This is a genomic window from Bacteroides hominis (assembly GCF_033042785.2).
Classification (GTDB): domain Bacteria; phylum Bacteroidota; class Bacteroidia; order Bacteroidales; family Bacteroidaceae; genus Bacteroides; species Bacteroides hominis.
This window is the reverse complement of the sequence record NZ_CP178829.1, coordinates 2277153-2300350: the sequence shown is the minus strand read 5'-3', so window position 1 is coordinate 2300350 and position 23198 is coordinate 2277153. Positions and strand designations below refer to the sequence as shown.

Here is a 23198-nt window from a genome sequence, read left to right as displayed (position 1 = left end):
CTTCTATATCAATCTATGAAAGATTTGAATTACTTCTTACCTTCCAGCTGTTCTTTCAAAGCAGCCAAAGCATCGATATCACCCAAAGTAGTAGAAGCAGCCTGATTTTGGATAGCAGGAGTTTCTTCTCTCTTAGAAGATTTCTTTGCGTTAGAAGCAGCTTTCTTCTCAGCTCTTTCTTCCGCCTTGGCAACATCTTCGAAAATGCGGCTATGAGATAGGATGATTCTCTTAGCGTCTTTGTTGAACTCGATTACTTTGAATTCCAGTTTCTCGTCCATCTGAGCCTGTGAACCGTCTTCTTTAACGAGGTGTTTCGGAGTAGCGAAACCTTCAACGCCGTAAGGAAGAGCAACTACAGCACCCTTATCCAACATTTCGATGATTGTACCTTCATGTACAGAACCTACAGTAAATACTGTTTCAAATACATCCCAAGGATTTTCCTCAAGTTGTTTGTGACCAAGGCTCAGACGACGGTTTTCTTTATCGATTTCCAGTACCTGAACTTCAATATCAGCACCAATCTGAGTAAATTCTGACGGGTGTTTAACCTTCTTAGTCCAAGACAGGTCAGAGATGTGGATCAATCCGTCAACACCTTCTTCGATTTCTACGAATACACCGAAGTTAGTGAAGTTACGAACCTTAGCAGTATGTTTAGAACCTACAGGATATTTTTCTTCGATAGTTTCCCAAGGATCTTGTTTCAGTTGTTTGATACCCAAAGACATCTTACGTTCTTCACGATCCAGAGTCAGAACTACAGCTTCTACTTCGTCACCGACTTTCATGAAGTCCTGTGCAGAACGCAGGTGCTGTGACCATGACATTTCTGATACGTGGATCAGACCTTCAACACCCGGAGCGATTTCGATAAATGCACCGTAGTCAGCCATAACCACTACTTTACCTTTCACTTTGTCACCTACCTGGAGGTTCGGATCCAAAGCATCCCATGGATGCGGAGTCAGTTGTTTCAGACCCAAAGCGATACGTTTCTTCTCGTCATCAAAGTCGAGGATAACTACGTTCAACTTCTGATCCAGCTCAACCACTTCCTTCGGATCGCTTACGCGGCCCCAAGACAGGTCAGTGATGTGGATCAATCCGTCTACGCCACCGAGGTCAATAAATACACCATAAGATGTGATATTCTTAACGGTTCCTTCAAGAACTTGTCCTTTTTCAAGTTTACCGATAATTTCTTTCTTCTGTTGTTCCAGTTCAGCTTCGATAAGAGCTTTGTGAGAAACAACCACGTTTTTGAATTCCTGGTTGATTTTAACAACTTTGAATTCCATTGTTTTGCCAACGAATACATCGTAGTCGCGGATCGGTTTCACATCGATCTGAGAACCCGGCAAGAATGCTTCGATACCGAATACGTCAACAATCATACCACCCTTAGTGCGGCACTTGATGTAACCCTTGATAATTTCTTCATTTTCCAGAGCAGCATTAACGCGATCCCAAGAACGGGTAGCGCGGGCTTTTCTGTGAGACAGAACCAACTGTCCTTTTTTGTCTTCCTGGTTTTCGATGTATACTTCTACAGTGTCACCTACTTTCAGATCAGGATTGTAGCGGAATTCATTCAAAGGAATGATACCGTCTGATTTGTAACCGATGTTCACAACAACTTCACGTTTGTTCATTGCGATTACAGTTCCGTCAACAACCTCACGGTCATTTACTTTGTTAAGCGTACCGTCGTAAGCTTTTTCAAGTTCTTCGTGGCTGGCACCAGCGAAGCTCTCGCCGTTTTCATACGCATCCCAGTTGAAGTCTTCAATAGGAGCAACGTTCTTTAAGTTTTCCATTAATAATTAATTGTTTAGTAATTCTTTAATTAAATAAGACATTATATTGATTATATAAATCGGGCGCAAAGATAGAACTATTTTCTTGAATTAGAAAAGAATAGCAAAAAAAATATCAAAAAGAGCTACAATCGGTACGTCTCACATCAAGCTCTTTAAAGCCGCGATAGAATCGGATACATATCGGTTATCCGGTTCTATGGAACGCCAGTAACACAGATTGCCCAATAAACGCTTCAGATAAACCGGATCGGTGGAGCCAATATGCTCCTGATGACTGGCCAATCCTTTTGTCAGGACGTAATGCACATTCTTACGGATCTCCCTCTTTTTAGTTTTGGGAATTGTCATCTTCGTACCCGAACTAACTGATACTCCAGTGATTATCTTACGTTTATGTTCAGGCAGAAAACGGGTTTTCTTCACATTCATCGTAAACCCTTCCTCCCTGATAACCTGATCAATCCGTGACAAGACTTTATCCTTCGGCAGAAAATCTCCCGAAAAGGTCAGGTCATCGGCATACCTCGTATAGACCAGCCCGTATTCATCAGCTAACGCCATCATTTTTTTATCCATCGGATAAGCAATAATATTGCTGAGAGCCGGACTTGTAGGCGCACCCTGCGGAAGGTACCTGTTACAGCAGCAGAGTTCCGCCAGTACTTTCGCTATAGGATGTGAATATCCCATCTCCCTGAATGTCGCCCTCACTCTGGGCGAACGTATGGAAGGGAAAAAGTCATGAAGATCTACTTTCAACACATTTTTTCGTCCCAAATGAACCCGTGCATTATCGGATACAGATTTACCAGGACAGAATCCGGTAACAGCAGGATGCACATTGGCTAACAATAAAACTCGTTGGTAAATGGTCTGCTGCATAACTCGCAACTGACCTTGGGGAGCTGTAATGATCCGGACACCTCCGCTTCTCTTCTTTATATAGAACTGGGTGTATTGCCTCGGAACATAATCCAGCACCTCTCTCAACGTGTCTTCTTTGACTCCAAGTAAACTGGCACACCAACTGACAGCTCCGGCATCGAACCGCTTTGAGCCGAAAGCCACGGCTTTCCTACCAAAAATATTCTTCAGGGACGAAACAGTTTCCTTCTTCTCTTTAGCATAAGGATTCTCACCGGCATAGTTTCCGGCTTTCCATCTTTTATATCCTTCCTGGCCTTTATTTGAACGAATGATACTAAAAACCAGCCAACCGGTAACGACAATCACAATAGCTAAAAGTAGTTCCATCCTTATACCTTAATTAATATATAGAAGCAAGTTAAAAAGAGGATGAGAGTATTTACTTTTCTTTATTATGAGTATCTTAATAAAGAAATCCAGAAAGGCCCTGAATTCACGAGGCGACTGCACCTCTTTTTTGCTAAATCTTTATCTCATCCTCTTACGGGCAAAGATAAAGGTTTTCTCCTCCCCGACAAATAATAACAAGAATAAAATTAGCGGTTGAATAACTCAAACGTAAATTTACAGCCAACCTCGGTATACCTCCAGTTCTCACTTCCTACGAAAACGCCGAAATCGAAAATGTGAGTGCCGATTCCATATCCCAGTTCAATATAAGGCTGAAGATGGGGTACCGATAATATACTTGCATACAACCGTTCGTTTTGCACATAGCGTGTATACTTGATCAGATGCTTTAGAAGTAAAAAAGGAGCTTCATAGGTGAAATGCCCCCGTATGTACTTGCGTGAAGCATTGTACCAACGTCGGTCAAGAAGCTGAAATACTCCGCCAATTTCATCATTCCAACCTTCAGGAAGATTGCTACGGGTGAAATTATTAAAGTCAACAAAATACATTTCTTTCTGGTTAGTAAACATACCGAAACCAAAACGATAATAGATATTACGCATCAGTCCCAAAGGGATATGGTGTTGCAGGTCAAACTCCAGACGTTCATATTGCCCGGTGCTGCCAAACACCCCCTTGATACCCCTCTCCCAGTCTATTGAAAAAGTGGGGTATTTAGAACGCAGGTTGATCTTACGATGGCCGTTCATATAATAGTAAAGGCAAGGGGTCCACTCCAACCGGACCCGGGGAGCAAAGCTTAAATAGGTATTCCTGATTTTTCCCTGAATATCTTCGTTGGGAAGCTCCAGGCTCTTGGTCAGTGGAACCAACCTGGAAGGTTTCACGGCTTTTCGTCTATGGGTGGAAAAGCCCACACTCAATTCCAATCCATTAATAATTTCGATACTGTGCCTGAAGTTAAAGTATAAGTCATAGAAATAATCCAGATGAATCTGGTTGAAATCGAATACACTATCCGGTATGGCCTTCAGGTCATCGAGCACATCACTGCTGTAAATCCGGTTTCCGTTACCAAAGTCCACGTGGAAGGTCCCCATTTTCTCGGGTAGATAATTAAATTCGGAATTGACAGACCAATAAAACTCCTTGCGCGTAAAGTTGTAACCCAACTTAGGCACCACACGCAACAGCCGGTCGTGCTTAAAAAGCCGGTTGTACTTAAACGATTGCCTGTAAGAAAGCCCGTTACTTCCACTGTAACTCAATAAGAAAGGATTGATTATGGGCGAGCACTTCACACTTCCCAAATTAGACAGATTCAATTTATAATCACTGATCAGCACATCTCCTACCTGTCCCCAGAACACCTGGCTCTTACTCTTTGGCTTGATATTGCGCTGAATGGTGTCTTTACGCAGCGCATCTTCCTCGTACAATTTACGCTCACTTTCCGACAAGGGAATAGGCCGTAATGTTTCAAAGTAGGCACTATCCGTATGATAAGAAGCAGTCTCACATTGCAGGTTGTAAGAGTCTGAAAGATCATATTTACTTTTTCCTTTTGTCCTTGCCCTCACTTTTTCTTTCCATTCATTCTGGTTTTCTTCAAGTACGATGTCATGGTAGTTGAGTGATGCCACATAAACCCCGTTGATACGATTACCCAAGAAATTAAACTGTCCCTCGACATTGTAGCTGACAGGCAGAAATTCATCATCTTCTCCAACTCCTCCCATCTTTATCAGACAACTGAACAGCAAAAGCTCCGACCTGCCGGAAAATCGTATCTCGCGGACACTCCATACATCACTGCTCACAATCATATACCCCCCCACCAACTGGTCGCTTTTGCTTTTGGGGATAAACCGTATCTTATACTGCCGGTTATCTGTCCCACCCATAATGGAATCAATCAGATACTTATAATACTTCCGTCCATTTTTGGCCAAGGGCGAAAGCAACCGATCATAAAGCAGCGTAGACGAATAGAGGTTGATATTGAAATACTCCAGCATACCCGGCACTCCCCGGCTATTGTGTACCGTACCTACAGAGGCTTTCACTTTTTGGTCATAAATATTAGGAGCCGTAAAATGCAGGTCACTATATGTTTCCACCATATACTGGCGCACTCCTTTCTGAAGACGGAACATGGAAGGCACATACCGGAGAATAAAATTTTTGCGTTTGATGTCCATCGTACCTTTTATATAGAGGTCGGCTCGGTAGTCGGTCACCAACTTTTCATAAAACGGGGCAAAGGTCATCACATTATTTAAAATGGAATCGGCAGAAATCGGACGTTTGGTCTGAGGATCAAGAACAACGTTAGCCACTCCCTTTTGTGAAAAAGAGAGCAAGACAAGCCCAAACACCCATATCCATATCTTGTATCTCAAATAGTAATCTCCTTTATTCAAGGCAAATATAAAAAAAATCCGATTATACGACTAATAAATTAATGATTTATACGAATCCGATCTACCTTCTTAAAACAGGGTGTCATCTTAAAAAAGAGACTAATTATAGAAAATACCCCTATAAAAATAGGGGTTATCTCAGAAAAAACACATAATTTTGCGCCCAACAACCGATAAAAAAGGCACCATTATGTCAAAAATGAGATTTTTCGCATTACAAGAGCTATCTAACAGAAAGCCCTTAGAAGTTACCACTCCCTCAAACAAACTATCCGATTATTATGCCAGCCACGTATTCGACCGCAAGAAGATGCAGGAATATCTTCCCAAGGAAGCATACAAAGCAGTGGTAGACGCTACCGAAAAAGGTACACCCATCAGCCGTGAGATGGCAGACCTGATAGCCAATGGTATGAAAAGCTGGGCTAAATCGCTCAACGTGACACACTATACACACTGGTTTCAGCCACTGACGGACGGAACTGCCGAAAAGCACGATGGCTTTATCGAGTTTGGCGAAGACGGTGAAGTCATCGAACGCTTCTCCGGAAAATTACTGATCCAGCAAGAACCGGATGCTTCTTCCTTCCCCAACGGCGGAATCCGAAATACATTCGAAGCCCGCGGATATACAGCATGGGATGTATCCTCACCGGCTTTTGTGGTAGACACCACTCTTTGTATTCCGACAATCTTTATCTCCTATACGGGCGAAGCGCTCGACTACAAAACTCCGTTACTGAAAGCATTGGCCGCCGTTGACAAAGCTGCCACCGAAGTGTGCCAGCTTTTCGACAAAAACGTAACCCGCGTATTTACCAATCTGGGTTGGGAGCAGGAATATTTCCTGGTCGACACCTCTTTATATAATGCGCGTCCTGACCTTCGACTGACCGGACGTACCCTGATGGGACACTCTTCGGCTAAGGATCAGCAATTGGAAGATCATTACTTCGGCTCCATCCCTCCACGTGTCACAGCCTTTATGAAAGAGCTTGAAATAGAATGCCACAAACTGGGCATACCGGTGAAAACCCGTCACAACGAAGTAGCTCCCAACCAGTTTGAGTTGGCCCCCATTTTCGAAAACTGCAACCTGGCAAATGACCATAACCAGCTGGTGATGGATCTGATGAAGCGCATCGCACGCAAGCATCATTTCGCCGTACTCTTCCACGAAAAGCCATACAGCGGTGTCAATGGTTCGGGTAAACATAACAACTGGTCGCTTTGTACTGACACAGGTGTCAATCTCTTTGCACCGGGCAAGAACCCAAAAGGAAACATGTTGTTCCTCACCTTTCTGGTCAACGTGCTGATGATGGTTCACAAAAATCAGGACCTGTTGCGTGCTTCGATCATGAGCGCCGGAAACAGCCACCGTTTGGGAGCCAATGAAGCCCCTCCAGCCATCTTATCCATCTTCCTGGGTTCGCAACTGTCGGCTACTCTGGACGAAATTGTCCGCCAGGTGACCAATTCCAAAATGACTCCGGAAGAGAAGACTACCCTGAAACTGGGCATCGGACGTATCCCCGAAATCTTGCTCGATACTACCGACCGTAACCGCACCTCTCCATTCGCATTCACCGGAAACCGCTTTGAGTTCCGTGCCGCAGGTTCATCGGCCAACTGTGCCGCTGCCATGATTGCCATCAACGCTGCCATGGCCAACCAGTTGAACGAATTTAAAGCATCGGTAGACAAACTGATGGAAGAAGGCATTAGCAAGGATGAAGCCATCTTCCGCATCCTGAAGGAAAATATCATCGCCTCCGAACCCATCCGTTTCGAAGGGGACGGTTATTCGGAAGAGTGGAAGCAGGAAGCAGCTCGTCGCGGACTGACAAACATCTGCCACGTACCGGAAGCCCTGATGCACTACATGGACAACCAATCGAGAGCCGTACTGATCGGTGAACGCATCTTTAACGAAACCGAACTTGCCTGCCGCCTGGAAGTGGAACTTGAAAAGTACACCATGAAAGTACAGATCGAAAGTCGTGTATTGGGTGACTTGGCCATCAACCACATTGTCCCCATTGCTGTCAGCTATCAGAACCGCTTGCTGGAAAACCTTTGCAGAATGAAAGAGATCTTCCCAGCAGAAGAATACGAAATCATGAGTGCCGACCGGAAAGAGCTTATCAAAGAAATCTCGCACCGTGTGTCTGCCATCAAGGTACTGGTACGCGACATGACAGAGGCCCGCAAAGTGGCAAACCATAAAGAGAACTTTAAGGAAAAAGCATTTGCCTACGAAGAAACCGTACGTCCCTATCTGGAAAGCATACGCGATCATATTGACCACCTGGAAATGGAAATCGACGACGAAATCTGGCCGTTACCGAAGTATAGAGAACTACTATTCACAAAGTAAGCCCTATACTTTATAGAATAGGACTCTGTCAAAAGTCTTTTCACCACAGGTTACACAGATTATCACAGATTATCAATACTGATAATCAATGACTTAAAATTCACTCTGTGTTACTCTGTGGTGAGTTTCGACACACTTTCTTTTTTTATTTATAAATGTTCCACTACAAGCACTAATTCCTTCACCTTAAAACATCCCCATGTTTTACCATAAAACATCCGGATGTTTTACACAACAACATGGGGATGTTATCATCATAAACACCCGGATGTTTTAGATATAGAGATCAAAAGGTATACAAGGAACAGCCAAAGAATGCAATACAAAAGATACAGAGTTCACAGGCTTTTAATCATTTATGAATATATCTTCAAAAATATAGTTTCACTGTGCCCTCTCTACTTCTGCAATGAAAGAAATAAACCCTGCATACATCTGTGGAATCTGCGGTATTGCAATACCAACATGGCAAACTTTTCCCAAAACTATTCCGTTTTTCATTTTTTCTTTCTACATTTGTGCTTTATAACACAGTTTTGCAGCAGTCATGGTAAAGATGAATTTGTCAGAAATAAACGTTCCCGAACGTATTGCAGAGATGTGGGCTCCTCTAAACGCAGAGCAGAGAGAGTTCCTGGCCAATAATTTCACTCTTCAGAATTACAAAAAGAACGAAACAATCTATTGCGAAGGCGAATCGCCTGCCTATCTGATGTGTCTCCTTAGCGGAAAAGTTAAAATCTACAAAGACGGTGTAGGAGGCAGAAATCAGATTATCCGCATGATAAAACCTACGGAATATTTCGGTTACCGGGCTTATTTTGCCAAAGAAGACTATGTGACCGCCGCTTCCGCATTCGAACCTTCAACTATCTGCCTGATTCCCATGAGTGCCATCATGACACTGCTCGGCCAGAACAACGACCTGGCCATGTTTTTCATTCGCCAGTTGTCTGTTGACCTCGGTATTGCTGACGAAAGAACTGTGAACCTGACCCAGAAGCATATCCGCGGACGTCTGGCCGAATCGCTACTCTTCCTTAAAGAGAGTTACGGACTGGAGGAAGACGGCTCTACCCTGAGTATCTATCTGTCCCGTGAAGACCTGGCCAATCTGTCGAATATGACAACTTCCAATGCCATACGCACGTTGTCCAACTTCGCAACCGAACGCCTGATCACCATCGACGGAAGAAAAATCAAGATCATTGACGAAGAAAAGCTTAAGAAGATCAGCAAAATCGGTTAAGACGCTTCGTCACTATTTAATAACTTAACACATATTTATCAGACCATGAAAAAAGGAATTACTCTTCTTCTTTTGTCTCTACTTTTCATCGCCCCCGGATGTAAACAGTCAAAAGAAGCCATCGTGAACGAGTACAATATCGTTCCGTTGCCCAACCAAATGATTCCCCAACAGGGGCGATTTGAAATAAGTAAAAAAGTAAGAGTCATCACTACTGCTTGCACACCGGAAGTACAGACCATTGCCGACAGCCTTATCAACCGATTGAAGTTGACGTCCGGAATCACAATGAAACAGACTTTCGAAAACATAACGGACGAGCCCGTCATCCGCTTTGTCCCCCAGGACGGAATGCCCGAAGAAGGATATAAACTCTCGGTCACACCGCAGAATATCACTCTCAGCGCCTCCACCCCCAAGGGATTTTTCTATGCATTACAGACCCTTTACCAATGCTTCCTCCCGCCGTATATGGCACAGAGAAAGTAAAAAACGCAGAATGGTCAGTGCCGGCTGTCGAGATAGAAGACGCCCCGCGCTTTGCATACCGCGGTATGATGCTGGACGTATGCCGCCACTTCTCTCCAGTGGAATATGTATATAAGTTCATTGACATGCTGGCCATGCATAAAATGAATACCTTCCACTGGCACCTGACCGATGATCAGGGATGGAGAATTGAAATCAAGAAATACCCGAAACTGACCGAGATAGGCTCCAAGCGCAAAGAGACACTGATAGACTATTATTATGTGAACTATCCGCAAATATTCGACGGCAAAGAGCATGGCGGATATTATACACAGGAACAGATCAAGGACATTGTAGACTATGCTGCCAGTAAATTCATCACTGTAATCCCTGAGATCGAAATGCCGGGACATGCAATAGCTGCCATCGCTTCTTATCCGGAGCTTTCGTGTACACCGGACAGTACATGCGATGTGACGGGAACCTGGGGCGTATTCGAAGAGGTATTCTGTCCTTCGGATACCACTTTCGAGTTCCTTGAAGGAGTGATGGACGAAGTAATGGATCTCTTCCCAAGCAAATATATCCACATAGGCGGTGACGAATGTCCGAAAACGGCCTGGATCAAAAGTGAATATTGCCAGTCACTGATTAAACAACTGGGACTGAAAGACGATGTCACTCCCAACGTTATTGACGGGAAAAAGCATACCAAAGAAGAGAAATTACAGAGTTACTTCATTACCCGCATGGAGAAATACCTGAACAGCAAAGGACGCAACATCATCGGGTGGGACGAAATCCTGGAGGGCGGGTTGGCCCCGAATGCTACCGTCATGTCCTGGCGGGGAGTAGAAGGCGGAATGAATGCAGCCCAAGCCGGTCACAACGCTATTATGACTCCGAATCCATACGCTTATCTGGATCAATATCAGGAAGAACCGGAGATAGCCCCCGTTACTATCGGTGGATATAATACACTTAAAAAGACCTACAGTTATAACCCGGTACCGGACGATGCAGACGACCTGGTAAAAAAACACATCATCGGAGTACAAGGCAACATTTGGACCGAATACATGCCGAGCGACAATAACCGCGACTATCAAGCCTTCCCGCGCGCAATAGCTATTGCCGAAACCGGTTGGACACTGAACGCAAACAAAAACTGGAATGACTTCTGCCAGCGCATGGTTGAAGATTTCCGGCGAATGGACGTGAAGAATGTAAAAGCCTGCCGTAATTTCTTCGATGTGAACATAAATACTCATGTAGACGAGAGTGATACGCTAAAAGTGATACTGGAAAGCTTTTATCCCAATGCGGAAATTCATTATACAACAGATGGAAGTACTCCAACCGTAGAATCGGCCCTCTACAATCGCCCTTTCACCCTCTCGGGCGAAATTGAAGTGAAAGCAGCCGCTTTCAAAGACGGACAGATGCTGGGCAAGGTCACCGGAAAGAAACTGTACGGCAACCTGATCAGCGGAAAGAGCTTCACAGTCACTCCGGCCATTGGAGGTGCCAAAGGCGACATCTTTGGTGAAAATGACGTTCTCGGCACGGACATAAGTACCTTCGGGCTTACCAACGGTAAACGCGGCAACACCGCCTCTATGACTCCGTGGAGCGGATTCCGGATGGATGATAACTGCAAAGAGATGGTATTCATCGTCGAATTCGATGAGCCCACTACTGTCAGCAAAGTAGTCTTCGGTTCGCTATACAACCCTGCGTCAGTTATCCTCCCTCCGAGTGTTGCCACCATCGAAACCTCTTCCGACGGACAAAAATACAGCAAAGTCGCAGAAGCTTCCTTCAAACGCAACTATCCGGAAAGAGGCAGAAAGGCATTTACAGACACCTTAGCCTTCGAACCGAGAGAAGTAACCTATCTCAAAGTCACCCTTCAGAATGGCGGTACTTTGCGAAACGGCATCGACTTCGTAAAAGACCCGGGCAGCAAAGAGGTGGTTCAGGCAAACCTGTATCTGGACGAAATTGAAGTATACTAATTTGTTTTTCCATCGATTGACGATTACATAAAAATAAATAATCCCAATTATCTTCTTCTCAATGTAATCTGTTAATCGGTGGTGAAATGAAAACTACCGGAAAAAGAACTTCATCTATCCGGATAAGTGATAAATATAAAACAGAATCAAGCCTGAGATGACTCTGATACAACATATAGAATTGAACAAGACGAATTTGTAGGGTGCCATAGGGGCTTGATCTCGCAAAATCAATAAAGAAATAAGAAGTTATAAAAAAACTACCGGACGCAACCAGCTCTCTCTTATTAAGCATGGTTGCGTCCGGTATATTAATAAACAATATCTTACGACTATCAGATCAATCCCTTCTCCGACAGATAACGCTCAGCCTCAATGGCAGCCTTACAGCCGCTTCCTGCAGCAGTAATAGCCTGGCGATAGTGTGAATCGGCTACATCGCCAGCCGCAAACACTCCGGGAACCTTGGTACGGGGACTATCACCGTCAGTGATGATATATCCCACCTCATCAGTATCCAGGTAAGGTTTGAAAATGTCCGAATTAGGCTTATGACCGATGGCAAGGAAAAATCCGTCGATAGGCAGCGAATAACGTTCTTCGTCCGGTTCTTCCCAACGTTTTACGAGATTCATACCTTCTACACCGTTATCTCCAAAGAGTCCGACTACATTATGCTCGAAAAGGACTTCAATCTTATCGTGCTTCATCACACGCTCTTGCATGATCTTTGAAGCACGAAGATAGGGCTTGCGTACAACCAAATAGACTTTAGAAGCGAGTCCGGCCAGATAGATGGCTTCTTCGCAAGCGGTATCGCCACCACCCACAACAGCAACTACCTTTTTGCGATAAAAAAATCCGTCACAAGTAGCACAAGCACTGACCCCCATACCGGCATATCTCTTTTCATCATCCAAACCTAAGTATTTGGCTGTGGCACCAGTAGCGATAATCAATGAATCGGCTTCAATTACTTTTTCACCATCAATCGTGATTTTGTAAGGAGCTTGGCCAAGGTCGGAAGCAGTAGCGATTCCAAAACGGATATCGGCACCGAATCGTTCGGCCTGTGTACGAAGATCTTCCATCAATTGCGGTCCGCTGATTCCCTGAGGATAGCCCGGGAAATTTTCTACATCGGTAGTCGTGGTCAACTGTCCACCCGGTTGTATTCCTTCGTAAAGCACCGGTGACAAATTTGCACGTCCTGCATAAATAGCGGCTGTATAGCCGGCTGGTCCTGAACCTATAATAAGGCATTTAATTCTTTCTGTTTCCATATTCCTATTTTACATTCTACGATTTATAATAAACGATCGAAGTTACTCCTCTTGACCTATCGGAGATCGATCACCTCGGCATGAGGATAGAGCTTCTTATCAAACACAAACATACTGTCGGCATATTTCAATCCTGCCTGATAGCTGGTCACCGTGATTTCGCTACGGCTCTTATCACGTTGTTCCATCAGAATGAAGAGTGGCTGGTAAGTGTCTTTACTGACATAAAGCACAATTCGTGATAAATCCCGTTTCTTGTCGGTAGCAGTCAGCACCACTTCATAAATCGATTTGCCACCAAAATTCTTCAGTGTTCCAAGCTTATAGCTGAAACCATGGCGATAAATCTGCAAAAGTGCGTACGGATTAAGACTTTGCAGTTCGACTCCGGTTGGATTGCTGATATTGACCTCGTCACTACCTGCCAGATAACTCCATTGGGTCTTGCCATCAAACCACGTGGTACCATCGTCCGTTTTCAGCACGAACTTCTCTCCCCTGAGTTCAATGACTCCGGCAGATTGTCCCGCCATCCGGCCTTTATTGAACACCGTCACGTTGAATCCCGCACGAATACCCCCTGCTTTCTCAAATGTGGCTGCCGTTTTATCAAGCACAACCTTTGCCTGCATTTGTTGTTGCGCAAACACAGGCAAAGTCAGTAAAGCTATCCAAATGCTAATTATAATCTGCTTCATTGTATACACTCATTTAACGTTTGATTATTGAATATTGTTCAAACGCATTTCAAGGTCGTTCTCGTCAACACAAAGTACGTCGCGCGCCTTGCTTCCTTGCGAAGGACCCACAATGCCGGCCTTTTCAAGCTGATCCATCAAGCGTCCGGCACGGTTGTAGCCAATGGAGAATTTACGCTGTATCAACGAAGTTGACCCTTGCTGATGAATTACGATCAGGCGGGCAGCATCTTCAAACAAAGGATCGAGGCGCCCCATATCGACATCTCCCAGATCGCTTCCGCTGTCTTCACTCACATATTCGGGCAGGAAGAAAGCGGTAGGATATCCTTGTTGGCGTGAAATATATTTGGTAATTTCTTCCACTTCCGGCGTATCGATAAAAGCACACTGCACACGCACCGGATCGGCCCCTTGCAAGAAAAGCATATCACCACGCCCAATCAGTTGATTGGCTCCCGGACGGTCAAGGATGGTACGTGAGTCCATCATGGCCGACACACGGAACGCAATACGCGCCGGGAAGTTGGCTTTGATAGTACCGGTAATGATATTTGTAGTCGGACGCTGGGTTGCAATAATCATGTGGATACCTACGGCACGTGCCAACTGCGCAATACGGGCAATCGGCAACTCGATCTCCTTGCCGGCAGTCATGATCAAGTCTCCGAACTCATCGATGACTACCACAATATAAGGCATAAATTTATGCCCTTTCTCCGGATTCAGGCGGCGGTTGATGAATTTCTCATTGTACTCTTTGATATTGCGTACATGTGCCATTTTCAACAGATCGTAACGACTGTCCATCTCTACACAGACTGAGTTGAGGGTCTGCACCACCTTGGTCACATCGGTGATGATAGCATCCTCACCATCGGGAAGCTTCGCGAGAAAATGATGCTCAATAACAGAATAAATACTGAACTCTACCTTTTTAGGATCCACCAGAACGAACTTCAGTTCGGCAGGATGCTTCTTGTAGAGCAATGAAGTGATGATGGCATTCAAACCGACAGATTTACCCTGTCCGGTAGCACCTGCCACCAGCACATGAGGCATTTTGCAAAGATCTACCATGAATACCTCGTTCGTAATGGTCTTACCAAGCGCAATGGGCAAATCGTAAGTCGATTCCTGAAACTTCTTACTGCCGATGATGGACTGCCCCGAAACAATCTTAGGATTTGAATTAGGTACCTCGATACCGATTGTACCTTTTCCCGGTATAGGAGCTATAATACGGATACCCAAGGCAGAAAGGCTTAAAGCGATATCATCTTCCAACCCACGAATCTTTGAGATGCGCACTCCCTGTTCCGGAGTGATTTCGTAAAGAGTCACCGTAGGACCTACCGTAGCTTTAATCGTACTGATTTCAATACCAAAACTACGCAATGTATTAATGATACGGTCTTTATTTGCGTTCTGTTCCTCCATATTGATGGTAGGCTCACTATTTTCATAGTGCTTCATCAAATCGATAGTAGGGAAATGATAGTTTTCCAGATCCAATTTTGGATTATAGGGTTCGGTTTCCGTTCCCTGATAACTTTCGTCATCGGCAGCAGCCTCTATTTCAAACTCAGGCCCGTTATCTGCCGACTCTGCCCGAAAAGGGGGCACAGGATCAGGAGTTGTCTGTTCGAAAGTCATGGTGACATCACCATCGGTTGCCGTATTTCTGCTTTCCGTAACTATTGGAGACTCAGAAGGAGACTCGACAAGCAGATCGGATACGGTAGGAGTTTCCACCTTCTTCACCGGTACCTCCTGACGGAAAGTGCGATTAACATCGAATTCCACTTCCTGAGGTTTCGGATTATCATATTCACGGGGATCGGAATCCTGCTTCACCTCTGAATGTTCTTCTTTTTGTTTACGTTTCAGGAAACTAAGAGTGAAAAGCTTACGCAACCAGATGACTGTGCGGGCACTCATATATATAAGAAAACAAATGCCTGTCACCAAAAGAATAAGCCAAACACCGGGAATACCGACCTGCGAAATAAGCCAGTTACTGATATTATATCCATGCAATCCACCCAGATAAATGAATGAATCCTGATAATGATCCATAAAAATAAAGCCCAGGAAAACGGAAAACCAAATGAGCAACAGCGTACATCCGATGAACCACTTCCAAAGACGCACCACACGCACACGCATCAGCTTCAATCCGGCTACAGCCAGATAAACCAAAATAAAGAAAGAGGAGACACCAAAACAGTCATTGATCAGATAACTTGCCAGCTGAGCTCCCCGGGAACCTGCATAGTTTTTTACATGATTATTTACAGCAGCAAGATCCTGGGCATTCCCGCTATCAATGATACTCTGGTCGGCTGCTCCGGTGAAAAAGAAGGAGGTAAAAGCCAGCAACAGATAGACTGAAAAGATGACCAATACCAATCCGATCACAAAGTGGATTGTTTCGTTTCTGAAGAAAGCCAAGTACTTATTTGTGGAAGCCGGCTTCTGTTCTGCTTCCTTATCTGATTTCTTTTTTGCCATGTGGATGAAGAATCTTAAGCTATATGATTAATGATGCAAAAGTAGTAAAAAAAAGAATTTCATTGGACTACCCACAACTTTTTCTTACCTTTGCGTTTCAATTCAAGCTGATATGAAAAAAGAAAGCCAAGTAATATTTGATAAGAATGTGATAGAATTCGTTACGGTAGCTGCCGAGTTCTGCGCTTTTTTGGAACGTGCCGAAGGCATGAAACGTAGTATGTTTGTTGACACCACCCTGAAAATTCTTCCTTTACTTTATCTAAAAGCGTCCATGCTTCCAAAATGCGAAATGATAGGCGACGAAGCACCGGAAACATATGTGACGGAAGAAATATACGAAGTGTTGCGCATCAACCTGGCATCCGTATTGGCGGAAAAGGACGACTATCTGGAAGTATTCCTGCCCGACATGGCTTACAGCGATGAACCCATCAAAAAGAATATTTCGGAAGACCTGGCCGATATCTATCAGGATATTAAAGATTTTATCTTTGTATTTCAACTGGGATTGAACGAGACGATGAATGACTCCCTTGCCATTTGCCAGGAAAACTTCGGACTCTTGTGGGGACAAAAACTGGTAAATACCATGCGTGCCCTGCATGACGTGAAATATAGTCCGAAGGCCCGGGGAGAAGACGAAGAGGAGGATGAATACGAACCCGAAAACAATGAAGACTGTCACTGTGAAGATGACGACTGCCATTGTCACGATCATGGCTGTCATTGCCACGACGATGAATAAACGAATATGATTTTAAAAAGAACCATAAGCAAAGAAGAGGTGAAGGAGATGCCCAAAGCGGCATTCCCCGGACGGATTCATGTAATACAAACTGAAAGTGAAGCGGAAAAAGCAGTGGCTTATCTGCAATCCCAGGCAATTCTGGGCATCGACAGCGAAACCCGTCCCTCATTCACCAAAGGACATTCCCATAAAGTAGCATTGCTCCAGATTTCATCTGACGAATGTTGCTTCCTGTTCCGCCTGAACATGACCGGGCTGACCCAACCCATCATAGAGTTGCTTGAAAATCCGGAAGTGATCAAAGTAGGACTCTCGTTGAAAGACGACTTTATGATGTTGCATAAACGGGCTCCTTTCAACCAGCAGGCATGCATCGAGTTGCAAGAGTATGTCCGTCCGTTCGGCATTCAGGATAAAAGCCTGCAAAAGATATACGGTATCTTATTCAGGGAAAAAATCTCAAAATCACAACGTCTTTCCAATTGGGAAGCAGATGTACTGACGGATGCCCAAAAGCAATATGCAGCTACAGACGCATGGGCTTGCCTCAACATATACCACCTACTGCAAGACCTAAAGCGTACGGGTAATTACGAACTGGCCCCGGAAGAAGAAACCGTAGAGACGGTGAAAGCAGGTTCGGATCAATGATAAAAATAAAAACAACATAATAAATATGCATAAAGTATATCTTAAACCCGGCAAAGAAGACTCACTGAAACGGTTCCATCCCTGGATTTTCTCCGGGGCCATTGCTCACTTCGACGGCGAACCCGAAGAAGGAGAAGTAGTGGAAGTGTATACCTCAAAAAAAGAATTCATAGCTAAAGGGCATTTCCAAATCGGAAGCATTGCCATACGTGTTCTTTCCTTTAAACAAGAAGAGATCGACCATGACTTCTGGAAACGCAAGTTGGAAGTGGCTTATGACATGCGACGCAGCATCGGCATCGCTACCAACCCGACTAACAACACTTACCGCCTGGTACACGGAGAAGGCGATAACCTGCCAGGACTTGTTATCGATGTTTATGCCCGGACCGCCGTAATGCAGGCACACTCTGCCGGCATGCACGTAGACCGCATGGCCATTGCCGAAGCATTGTCCGAAGTAATGGGCAACCAGATTGAAAACATCTACTATAAATCGGAAACGACTTTGCCATTCAAAGCGGACCTTTTTCCGGAAAACGGTTTCCTCAAAGGAGGAAGTAACGACAACATCGCTCAGGAATATGGATTAAAGTTCCATGTAGACTGGCTGAAAGGACAAAAAACGGGATTCTTCGTAGACCAACGCGAAAACCGTGCTTTGTTGGAACGTTATGCCAAAGACCGTTCGGTATTAAACATGTTCTGCTACACCGGCGGATTCTCCTTTTACGCCATGCGTGGAGGTGCCAAACAGGTACATTCGGTAGACAGTTCTGCCAAGGCCATTGATTTGACTAATAAAAATGTAGAATTAAATTTCTCGGGTGATACCCGTCATGCGGCTTTTGCAGAAGATGCTTTCAAATATCTCGACCGCATGGGCGACCAATACGATTTGATCATTCTCGATCCGCCGGCATTCGCCAAGCACAAAGACGCATTGCGCAACGCCCTCCAAGGTTATCGCAAACTTAATGCCAAAGCATTTGAGAAAATCAAACCGGGCGGTATCCTGTTCACCTTCTCTTGTTCACAGGTAGTGACCAAAGATAATTTCCGTACTGCTGTATTCACAGCAGCAGCCATGTCCGGTAGAAGTGTACGCATACTGCATCAGTTGACTCAACCAGCAGATCATCCGGTAAATATCTATCATCCGGAAGGAGAATATCTCAAAGGATTGGTACTGTATGTCGAATAATCGCCTTAATAGCATAAAAGCAGAAGCTACAAAGTTAATATGAGTTAACAAATAGAAGATTTTCACCAAATCATTATGTTCTATAACATAAAACCCTTTATCTTTGCAATGTGTTTTTCATGGTATTAGATTTAAGGTTAATAAAGATTGGCTGTCTGGGATAGATAGCCTTCTTTTTTTATATACCCTTTCCTTCTTTGCATTTCCAATTTTCTTTTGCTATTTTTCCCTTTCTTCCTCCCTTTTATCCCGTGCTTTTTCCACTCTGTCAACTAAAAATATTATATTTGCAGCTGATCTGCCATATATTGGCACGACGGGAAACACATCAATAAAGTTATGAATATAAAAAATCGTTTGATTATTATGAACTTCCTGCAATTCTTTGTATGGGGGTCGTGGTTAATTTCATTAGGTGGCTATATGGAAAGAGGCCTCCATTTCGAAGGTGGACAAATCGGAGCTATCTTCGCTACAATGGGAATCGCATCTATCATCATGCCGGGAATAACCGGTATTATTGCCGATAAATGGTTCAACGCCGAACGTCTTTATGGTATTTGTCATTTATTAGGAGCCGGCTGTTTGTTTTACGCATCCACCGCTACCGACTATAATCAAATGTATTGGGCCATGTTACTCAACCTGATGGTTTACATGCCTACCCTTTCCCTTGCCAATACAGTTTCATATAACGCACTTGAACAATATAAATGTGATTTAGTAAAGGATTTCCCGCCTATCCGCGTATGGGGAACCATCGGTTTCATCTGTGCCATGTGGGCAGTAGACCTTACAGGATTCAAGAACTCCAGTGCACAACTTTATGTAGGAGCAAGTTCAGCCTTACTTTTGGGGATATATTCTTTCACGCTGCCTCCCTGTCCACCGGCGAAGAATGAAAATAAAACTTTATTGTCTTCTTTCGGACTTGATGCCCTCAGCCTGTTCAAAAGAAAAAAGATGGCTATTTTCTTCTTTTTCTCCATGCTATTGGGTGCGGCATTGCAAATTACAAATACCTATGGTGATGCATTCCTGGGTAGTTTCGCCAAAATACCCGAATTTGCAGATTCCTTTGGTGTCAAACACTCGGTAATTCTACTATCTATCTCACAAATGTCCGAGACCCTGTTTATCCTGGCCATCCCCTTCTTCTTGAGACACTTCGGAATCAAGCGTGTCATGCTGATCAGTATGTTCGCCTGGGTATTCCGATTCGGGCTGTTTGGATTCGGTGATCCGGGTGCGGGCATCTGGATGCTGATTTTATCCATGATAGTATATGGTATGGCATTTGACTTCTTCAACATTTCCGGTTCTTTATTTGTTGAATTGGAAACAAAACCTGAGACAAGGGCCAGCGCACAAGGCTTGTTCTTCATTATGACAAATGGACTTGGAGCCGTCATCGGAGGATATGCCAGCGGTGCTGTAGTGGACGCATTCTCCGTATACGAAAACGGAATGTTGGTAAGCCGAGATTGGCCGACCATCTGGTTTATATTTGCAGCATACGCACTGGCCATCGGCATTTTATTTGCCGTTGTTTTCAGATACAAACATCAACCGGGAGAACTTAAGAAAGTGAATAATTAACAATGGATAAGAAAGTAGAACTACAGGTATTGAACATTTCTAACAGTCAGGCGCAGGTGGGTGCCTATGCAATGGTACTGGGAGAAGTAGATGGCGAACGGCAGTTACCTATCATAATAGGACCAGCCGAAGCGCAAGCCACAGCCATTTGCCTGAAAGGAATAAAAGCCCCTCGCCCGCTGACACACGATTTATTTTACTCGTGTCTGAATGTTCTGGGAGCATCTTTGCTCCGGGTACTGATTTATAAAGCAAAAGAAGGTGTCTTTTATTCGTATATCTACTTTAAAAGAGACGAAGAGATTATCCGGATAGACGCACGTACTTCGGATGCGGTAGCATTGGCCGTGAGGGCAGATTGTCCCATATTTATATACGAATCTATCCTTGAACGCGAATGCATTCGGATGACAGACGGTGCTGAACGTCCTGATTCACCGGAAGAAGATGATAACTCACGTACGGAGGCAGTCAGCATCATTTCCCTTGAAGAAGCCTTAAGCAAGGCCATTCAAGAAGAGAATTATGAACTTGCCGCCCGACTGCGTGATGAGATAAACCGACATAAATAAAAGATATGCACGTATTTTATACCCCTGATATACAAACCAATGCTGAGCTTCCGGAAGAGGAGGCACAGCATTGCGTGCGTGTGCTCCGTCTGACAGCCGGAGACGAAATCACCCTGACCGACGGTAAAGGAAACTTCTATCGGGCAGAGATCAGTGCAGCAACCAATAAACGTTGCCTGGTGAATATTAAAGAAACTATTCATCAAGAGCCTTTATGGGAGGGCCATCTGCATATTGCCATGGCACCGACCAAGAATATGGACCGTAATGAATGGCTCGCTGAAAAAGCGACAGAAATAGGTTTCGATGAATTGACGTTTCTGAACTGTCGCTTTTCCGAACGAAAAGTGATCAAGACGGAACGTATCGAAAAGATATTGGTATCGGCCATCAAACAATCATTAAAGGCACGCTTGCCCCGGTTGAACGAAATGACTGACTTCAATTCGTTCATTGAAAAAGACTTCTCAGGACAAAAATTCATAGCCCACTGTTATGAAGGAGAGAAACCTCTCCTGAAGGATGTACTGAAAAAAGGAGAAGATACATTAGTATTGATCGGGCCGGAGGGCGACTTCAGCGAAGAGGAAGTGAAAAAAGCCATCGAAAAGGGATTCATCCCGATCAGTTTAGGCAAATCACGATTACGAACAGAAACGGCGGCATTAGTGGCTTGCCATACAATGAATATGTAATTTACAGAACTAAATATATAGTAATTATGGTAAAACGAATGATTTCCCGACTTTCGGTACTGGGAGTACTGATTGTTTTCATGGCAGCCTGCTCAAAGAAAGCGGAATATATCCATGTGATTCCTGCTGACGCTTCGGCTGTTGCCTCCGTCAATCTGAACACGCTTGCCGACAAAGCCGGCCTGAATGATAAAGAAAACGAAGGAATGAAACAAAAAATGATGGAAGCCCTGAAAAGCGGAATGAATGCGGCCGCCTTCCAGCAATTGGAAAAGATAATGAAGGATCCTTCCCAATCGGGTATCGATATCAAGGCCCCCGTCTTTGTGTTTACTTCCAAAACGTTCATTACCCCCGCTATGGTTGCCAAGGTTAGCAATATCGACGACTTGCGTGCTTCTCTTGACTTAATGGCCAAAGAGGGAATCTGCCAGCCGATAGCAGAAGAAGACGGATATAGTTTCACTACTCTGCAAAAAAACAGCCTGTTGGTTTTTAATGAAAACGCAGCAGTCTTGACAGAAGCCTACGGAACTTCACAAATGGATGTTGCCAAACAAACCATCTCTACTTTATTAAAACAGACGGAAGAGAACAGTATCATGAAGAACAGCGGTTTCAAAAAGATGCAAAATCAAAAAGGGGACATTAACTTCTTTGCTTCAATGGATGCTGTTCCTAAGATATACTCGCAACAAATCAGTATGGGGCTTTCTTCACAACTCGATCTAAGCGAAGTAATGGCCGTAGGCAATCTCAACTTTGAGAAAGGAAAGATAGCTCTGCAGATTGAAACTTATTCGGATAACGCCGAAACAGACGCACTGCTAAAGAAGCAGGCTCAAGCTGTGAAAAAGCTAAATACAACTTTCCTCCAGAATTTCCCGGAATCGACTCTTGCCTTTCTAAACATAGGAGTCAACGGGGCAGCATTCTATGACCTATTGCTCAACAACGAAGAATTCCGCAGAAACGTTTCACTTGCAAAAGCCGAGGAGGTGAAAAGTTTATTCGCATCTTTCGATGGTGATATCTCTATCGGTCTGATTAACGTAACCATGAACAGTGCACCCACTTTCGCTGCTTATGCCGACGCAAAGAACGGAAATGCCTTGAAAGCATTGTACGATAAAAAGAAAGAATTGAAATTAGGTAGAAATGAAGACATCATCCAACTGGGCGAAAATGAATACGTTTATAAGTCCAACACCAATAATGTGTTCTTTGGCATCCGTAACAAACAAATGTATGCCACCAATGACGAGCTCCTCTACAAGAATATCAGTAAGCCGGTAGACAAATCAATCAAAGATGCCGGATATGTATCGGATATGAAGGGCAAAAATGTGTTCTTTGTCATCAACATGGATGCCATTTTAGATCTTCCTGTCGTGAAAATGATAACCGGTTTCGGTGGCGAAGAATACCAGACTTACTATAAACTTGCTTCACAGATTTCTTATATTGAAGCATTCAGTGACAGCGAAGGTAAGACTGAAACAGCCATTCTCCTGAAAAACAAAGATGTCAACGCTTTAAAACAGATAGTAGACTTTGCCAAGCAATTTGCCGGCATGTAACCT

The 23198-nt window shown here is 44.2% G+C and carries 14 protein-coding genes and 3 pseudogenes; 10 read left to right on the top strand and 7 right to left on the bottom strand.

Annotated elements, in window-relative coordinates:
• Nucleotides 1-29 precede the first annotated feature (29 nt).
• From rpsA to R3O62_RS09555, 3 genes are all read right to left on the bottom strand, one after another.
• On the bottom strand, nucleotides 30-1823 hold the full coding sequence (gene rpsA, locus R3O62_RS09565) for a 30S ribosomal protein S1 (protein WP_005775782.1): 1794 nt from the start codon (nucleotides 1821-1823) through the stop codon (nucleotides 30-32).
• Between the two features lie 141 nt (nucleotides 1824-1964).
• On the bottom strand, nucleotides 1965-3080 hold the full coding sequence (locus tag R3O62_RS09560; RefSeq protein ID WP_317472912.1) for a retron St85 family RNA-directed DNA polymerase: 1116 nt from the start codon (nucleotides 3078-3080) through the stop codon (nucleotides 1965-1967).
• Between the two features lie 209 nt (nucleotides 3081-3289).
• The gene (locus tag R3O62_RS09555; RefSeq protein WP_234212022.1) at nucleotides 3290-5509 is read right to left on the bottom strand and encodes a DUF5686 family protein; all 2220 of its coding nucleotides are present in this window, start codon (nucleotides 5507-5509) and stop codon (nucleotides 3290-3292) included.
• A gap of 211 nt (nucleotides 5510-5720) precedes the next feature.
• On the opposite strand from R3O62_RS09555, the gene R3O62_RS09550 reads away from it, so the two are divergent.
• From R3O62_RS09550 to R3O62_RS09540, 3 genes and pseudogenes are all read left to right on the top strand, one after another.
• Nucleotides 5721-7910: a glutamine synthetase III gene (locus R3O62_RS09550; protein ID WP_005775778.1), complete on the top strand. Its 2190-nt coding sequence runs from the start codon at nucleotides 5721-5723 to the stop codon at nucleotides 7908-7910.
• Between the two features lie 547 nt (nucleotides 7911-8457).
• Nucleotides 8458-9159, top strand: a complete 702-nt coding sequence (locus R3O62_RS09545) for a Crp/Fnr family transcriptional regulator (protein ID WP_317472913.1) — start codon at nucleotides 8458-8460, stop codon at nucleotides 9157-9159.
• Between the two features lie 45 nt (nucleotides 9160-9204).
• Nucleotides 9205-11648 (top strand): annotated as a pseudogene (locus tag R3O62_RS09540) (beta-N-acetylhexosaminidase).
• 335 nt (nucleotides 11649-11983) lie between these two features.
• Here R3O62_RS09540 and trxB read toward each other — a convergent pair.
• From trxB to R3O62_RS09520, 4 genes and pseudogenes are all read right to left on the bottom strand, one after another.
• Nucleotides 11984-12931, bottom strand: coding sequence for a thioredoxin-disulfide reductase (trxB, locus tag R3O62_RS09535; protein WP_005775774.1), 948 nt, complete (start codon nucleotides 12929-12931; stop codon nucleotides 11984-11986).
• A gap of 56 nt (nucleotides 12932-12987) precedes the next feature.
• Nucleotides 12988-13629, bottom strand: coding sequence for a LolA-like putative outer membrane lipoprotein chaperone (locus tag R3O62_RS09530; RefSeq protein ID WP_005810020.1), 642 nt, complete (start codon nucleotides 13627-13629; stop codon nucleotides 12988-12990).
• A 24-nt stretch (nucleotides 13630-13653) separates the two neighbouring features.
• Nucleotides 13654-15291, bottom strand: a pseudogene (locus tag R3O62_RS09525) (DNA translocase FtsK); the annotation flags it as partial.
• A gap of 119 nt (nucleotides 15292-15410) precedes the next feature.
• A pseudogene (locus R3O62_RS09520) lies at nucleotides 15411-16143 on the bottom strand (DNA translocase FtsK 4TM domain-containing protein); the annotation flags it as partial.
• A 112-nt stretch (nucleotides 16144-16255) separates the two neighbouring features.
• On the opposite strand from R3O62_RS09520, the gene R3O62_RS09515 reads away from it, so the two are divergent.
• The 7 genes from R3O62_RS09515 (at nucleotide 16256) to R3O62_RS09485 (ending at nucleotide 23195) form a co-directional block, all read left to right on the top strand.
• The gene (locus R3O62_RS09515) at nucleotides 16256-16891 is read left to right on the top strand and encodes a DUF5063 domain-containing protein (protein ID WP_005818653.1); all 636 of its coding nucleotides are present in this window, start codon (nucleotides 16256-16258) and stop codon (nucleotides 16889-16891) included.
• Nucleotides 16892-16897: 6 nt separating this feature from the next.
• Complete coding sequence (locus R3O62_RS09510; RefSeq protein ID WP_005775769.1) at nucleotides 16898-17545, top strand: 3'-5' exonuclease; 648 nt, start codon at nucleotides 16898-16900, stop codon at nucleotides 17543-17545.
• 25 nt (nucleotides 17546-17570) lie between these two features.
• Nucleotides 17571-18749, top strand: coding sequence for a class I SAM-dependent rRNA methyltransferase (locus R3O62_RS09505; RefSeq protein ID WP_032531806.1), 1179 nt, complete (start codon nucleotides 17571-17573; stop codon nucleotides 18747-18749).
• Between the two features lie 339 nt (nucleotides 18750-19088).
• Nucleotides 19089-20348, top strand: a complete 1260-nt coding sequence (locus R3O62_RS09500) for a nucleoside permease (RefSeq protein ID WP_005775766.1) — start codon at nucleotides 19089-19091, stop codon at nucleotides 20346-20348.
• Nucleotides 20349-20350: 2 nt separating this feature from the next.
• Nucleotides 20351-20920, top strand: coding sequence for a bifunctional nuclease family protein (locus R3O62_RS09495; protein WP_005775764.1), 570 nt, complete (start codon nucleotides 20351-20353; stop codon nucleotides 20918-20920).
• Between the two features lie 5 nt (nucleotides 20921-20925).
• Nucleotides 20926-21615 (top strand): 16S rRNA (uracil(1498)-N(3))-methyltransferase, encoded by a 690-nt coding sequence (locus tag R3O62_RS09490; RefSeq protein ID WP_005775763.1) that lies wholly within the window; start codon nucleotides 20926-20928, stop codon nucleotides 21613-21615.
• Nucleotides 21616-21641: 26 nt separating this feature from the next.
• Nucleotides 21642-23195 (top strand): DUF4836 family protein, encoded by a 1554-nt coding sequence (locus R3O62_RS09485; RefSeq protein ID WP_005775762.1) that lies wholly within the window; start codon nucleotides 21642-21644, stop codon nucleotides 23193-23195.
• Nucleotides 23196-23198 lie beyond the last annotated feature (3 nt).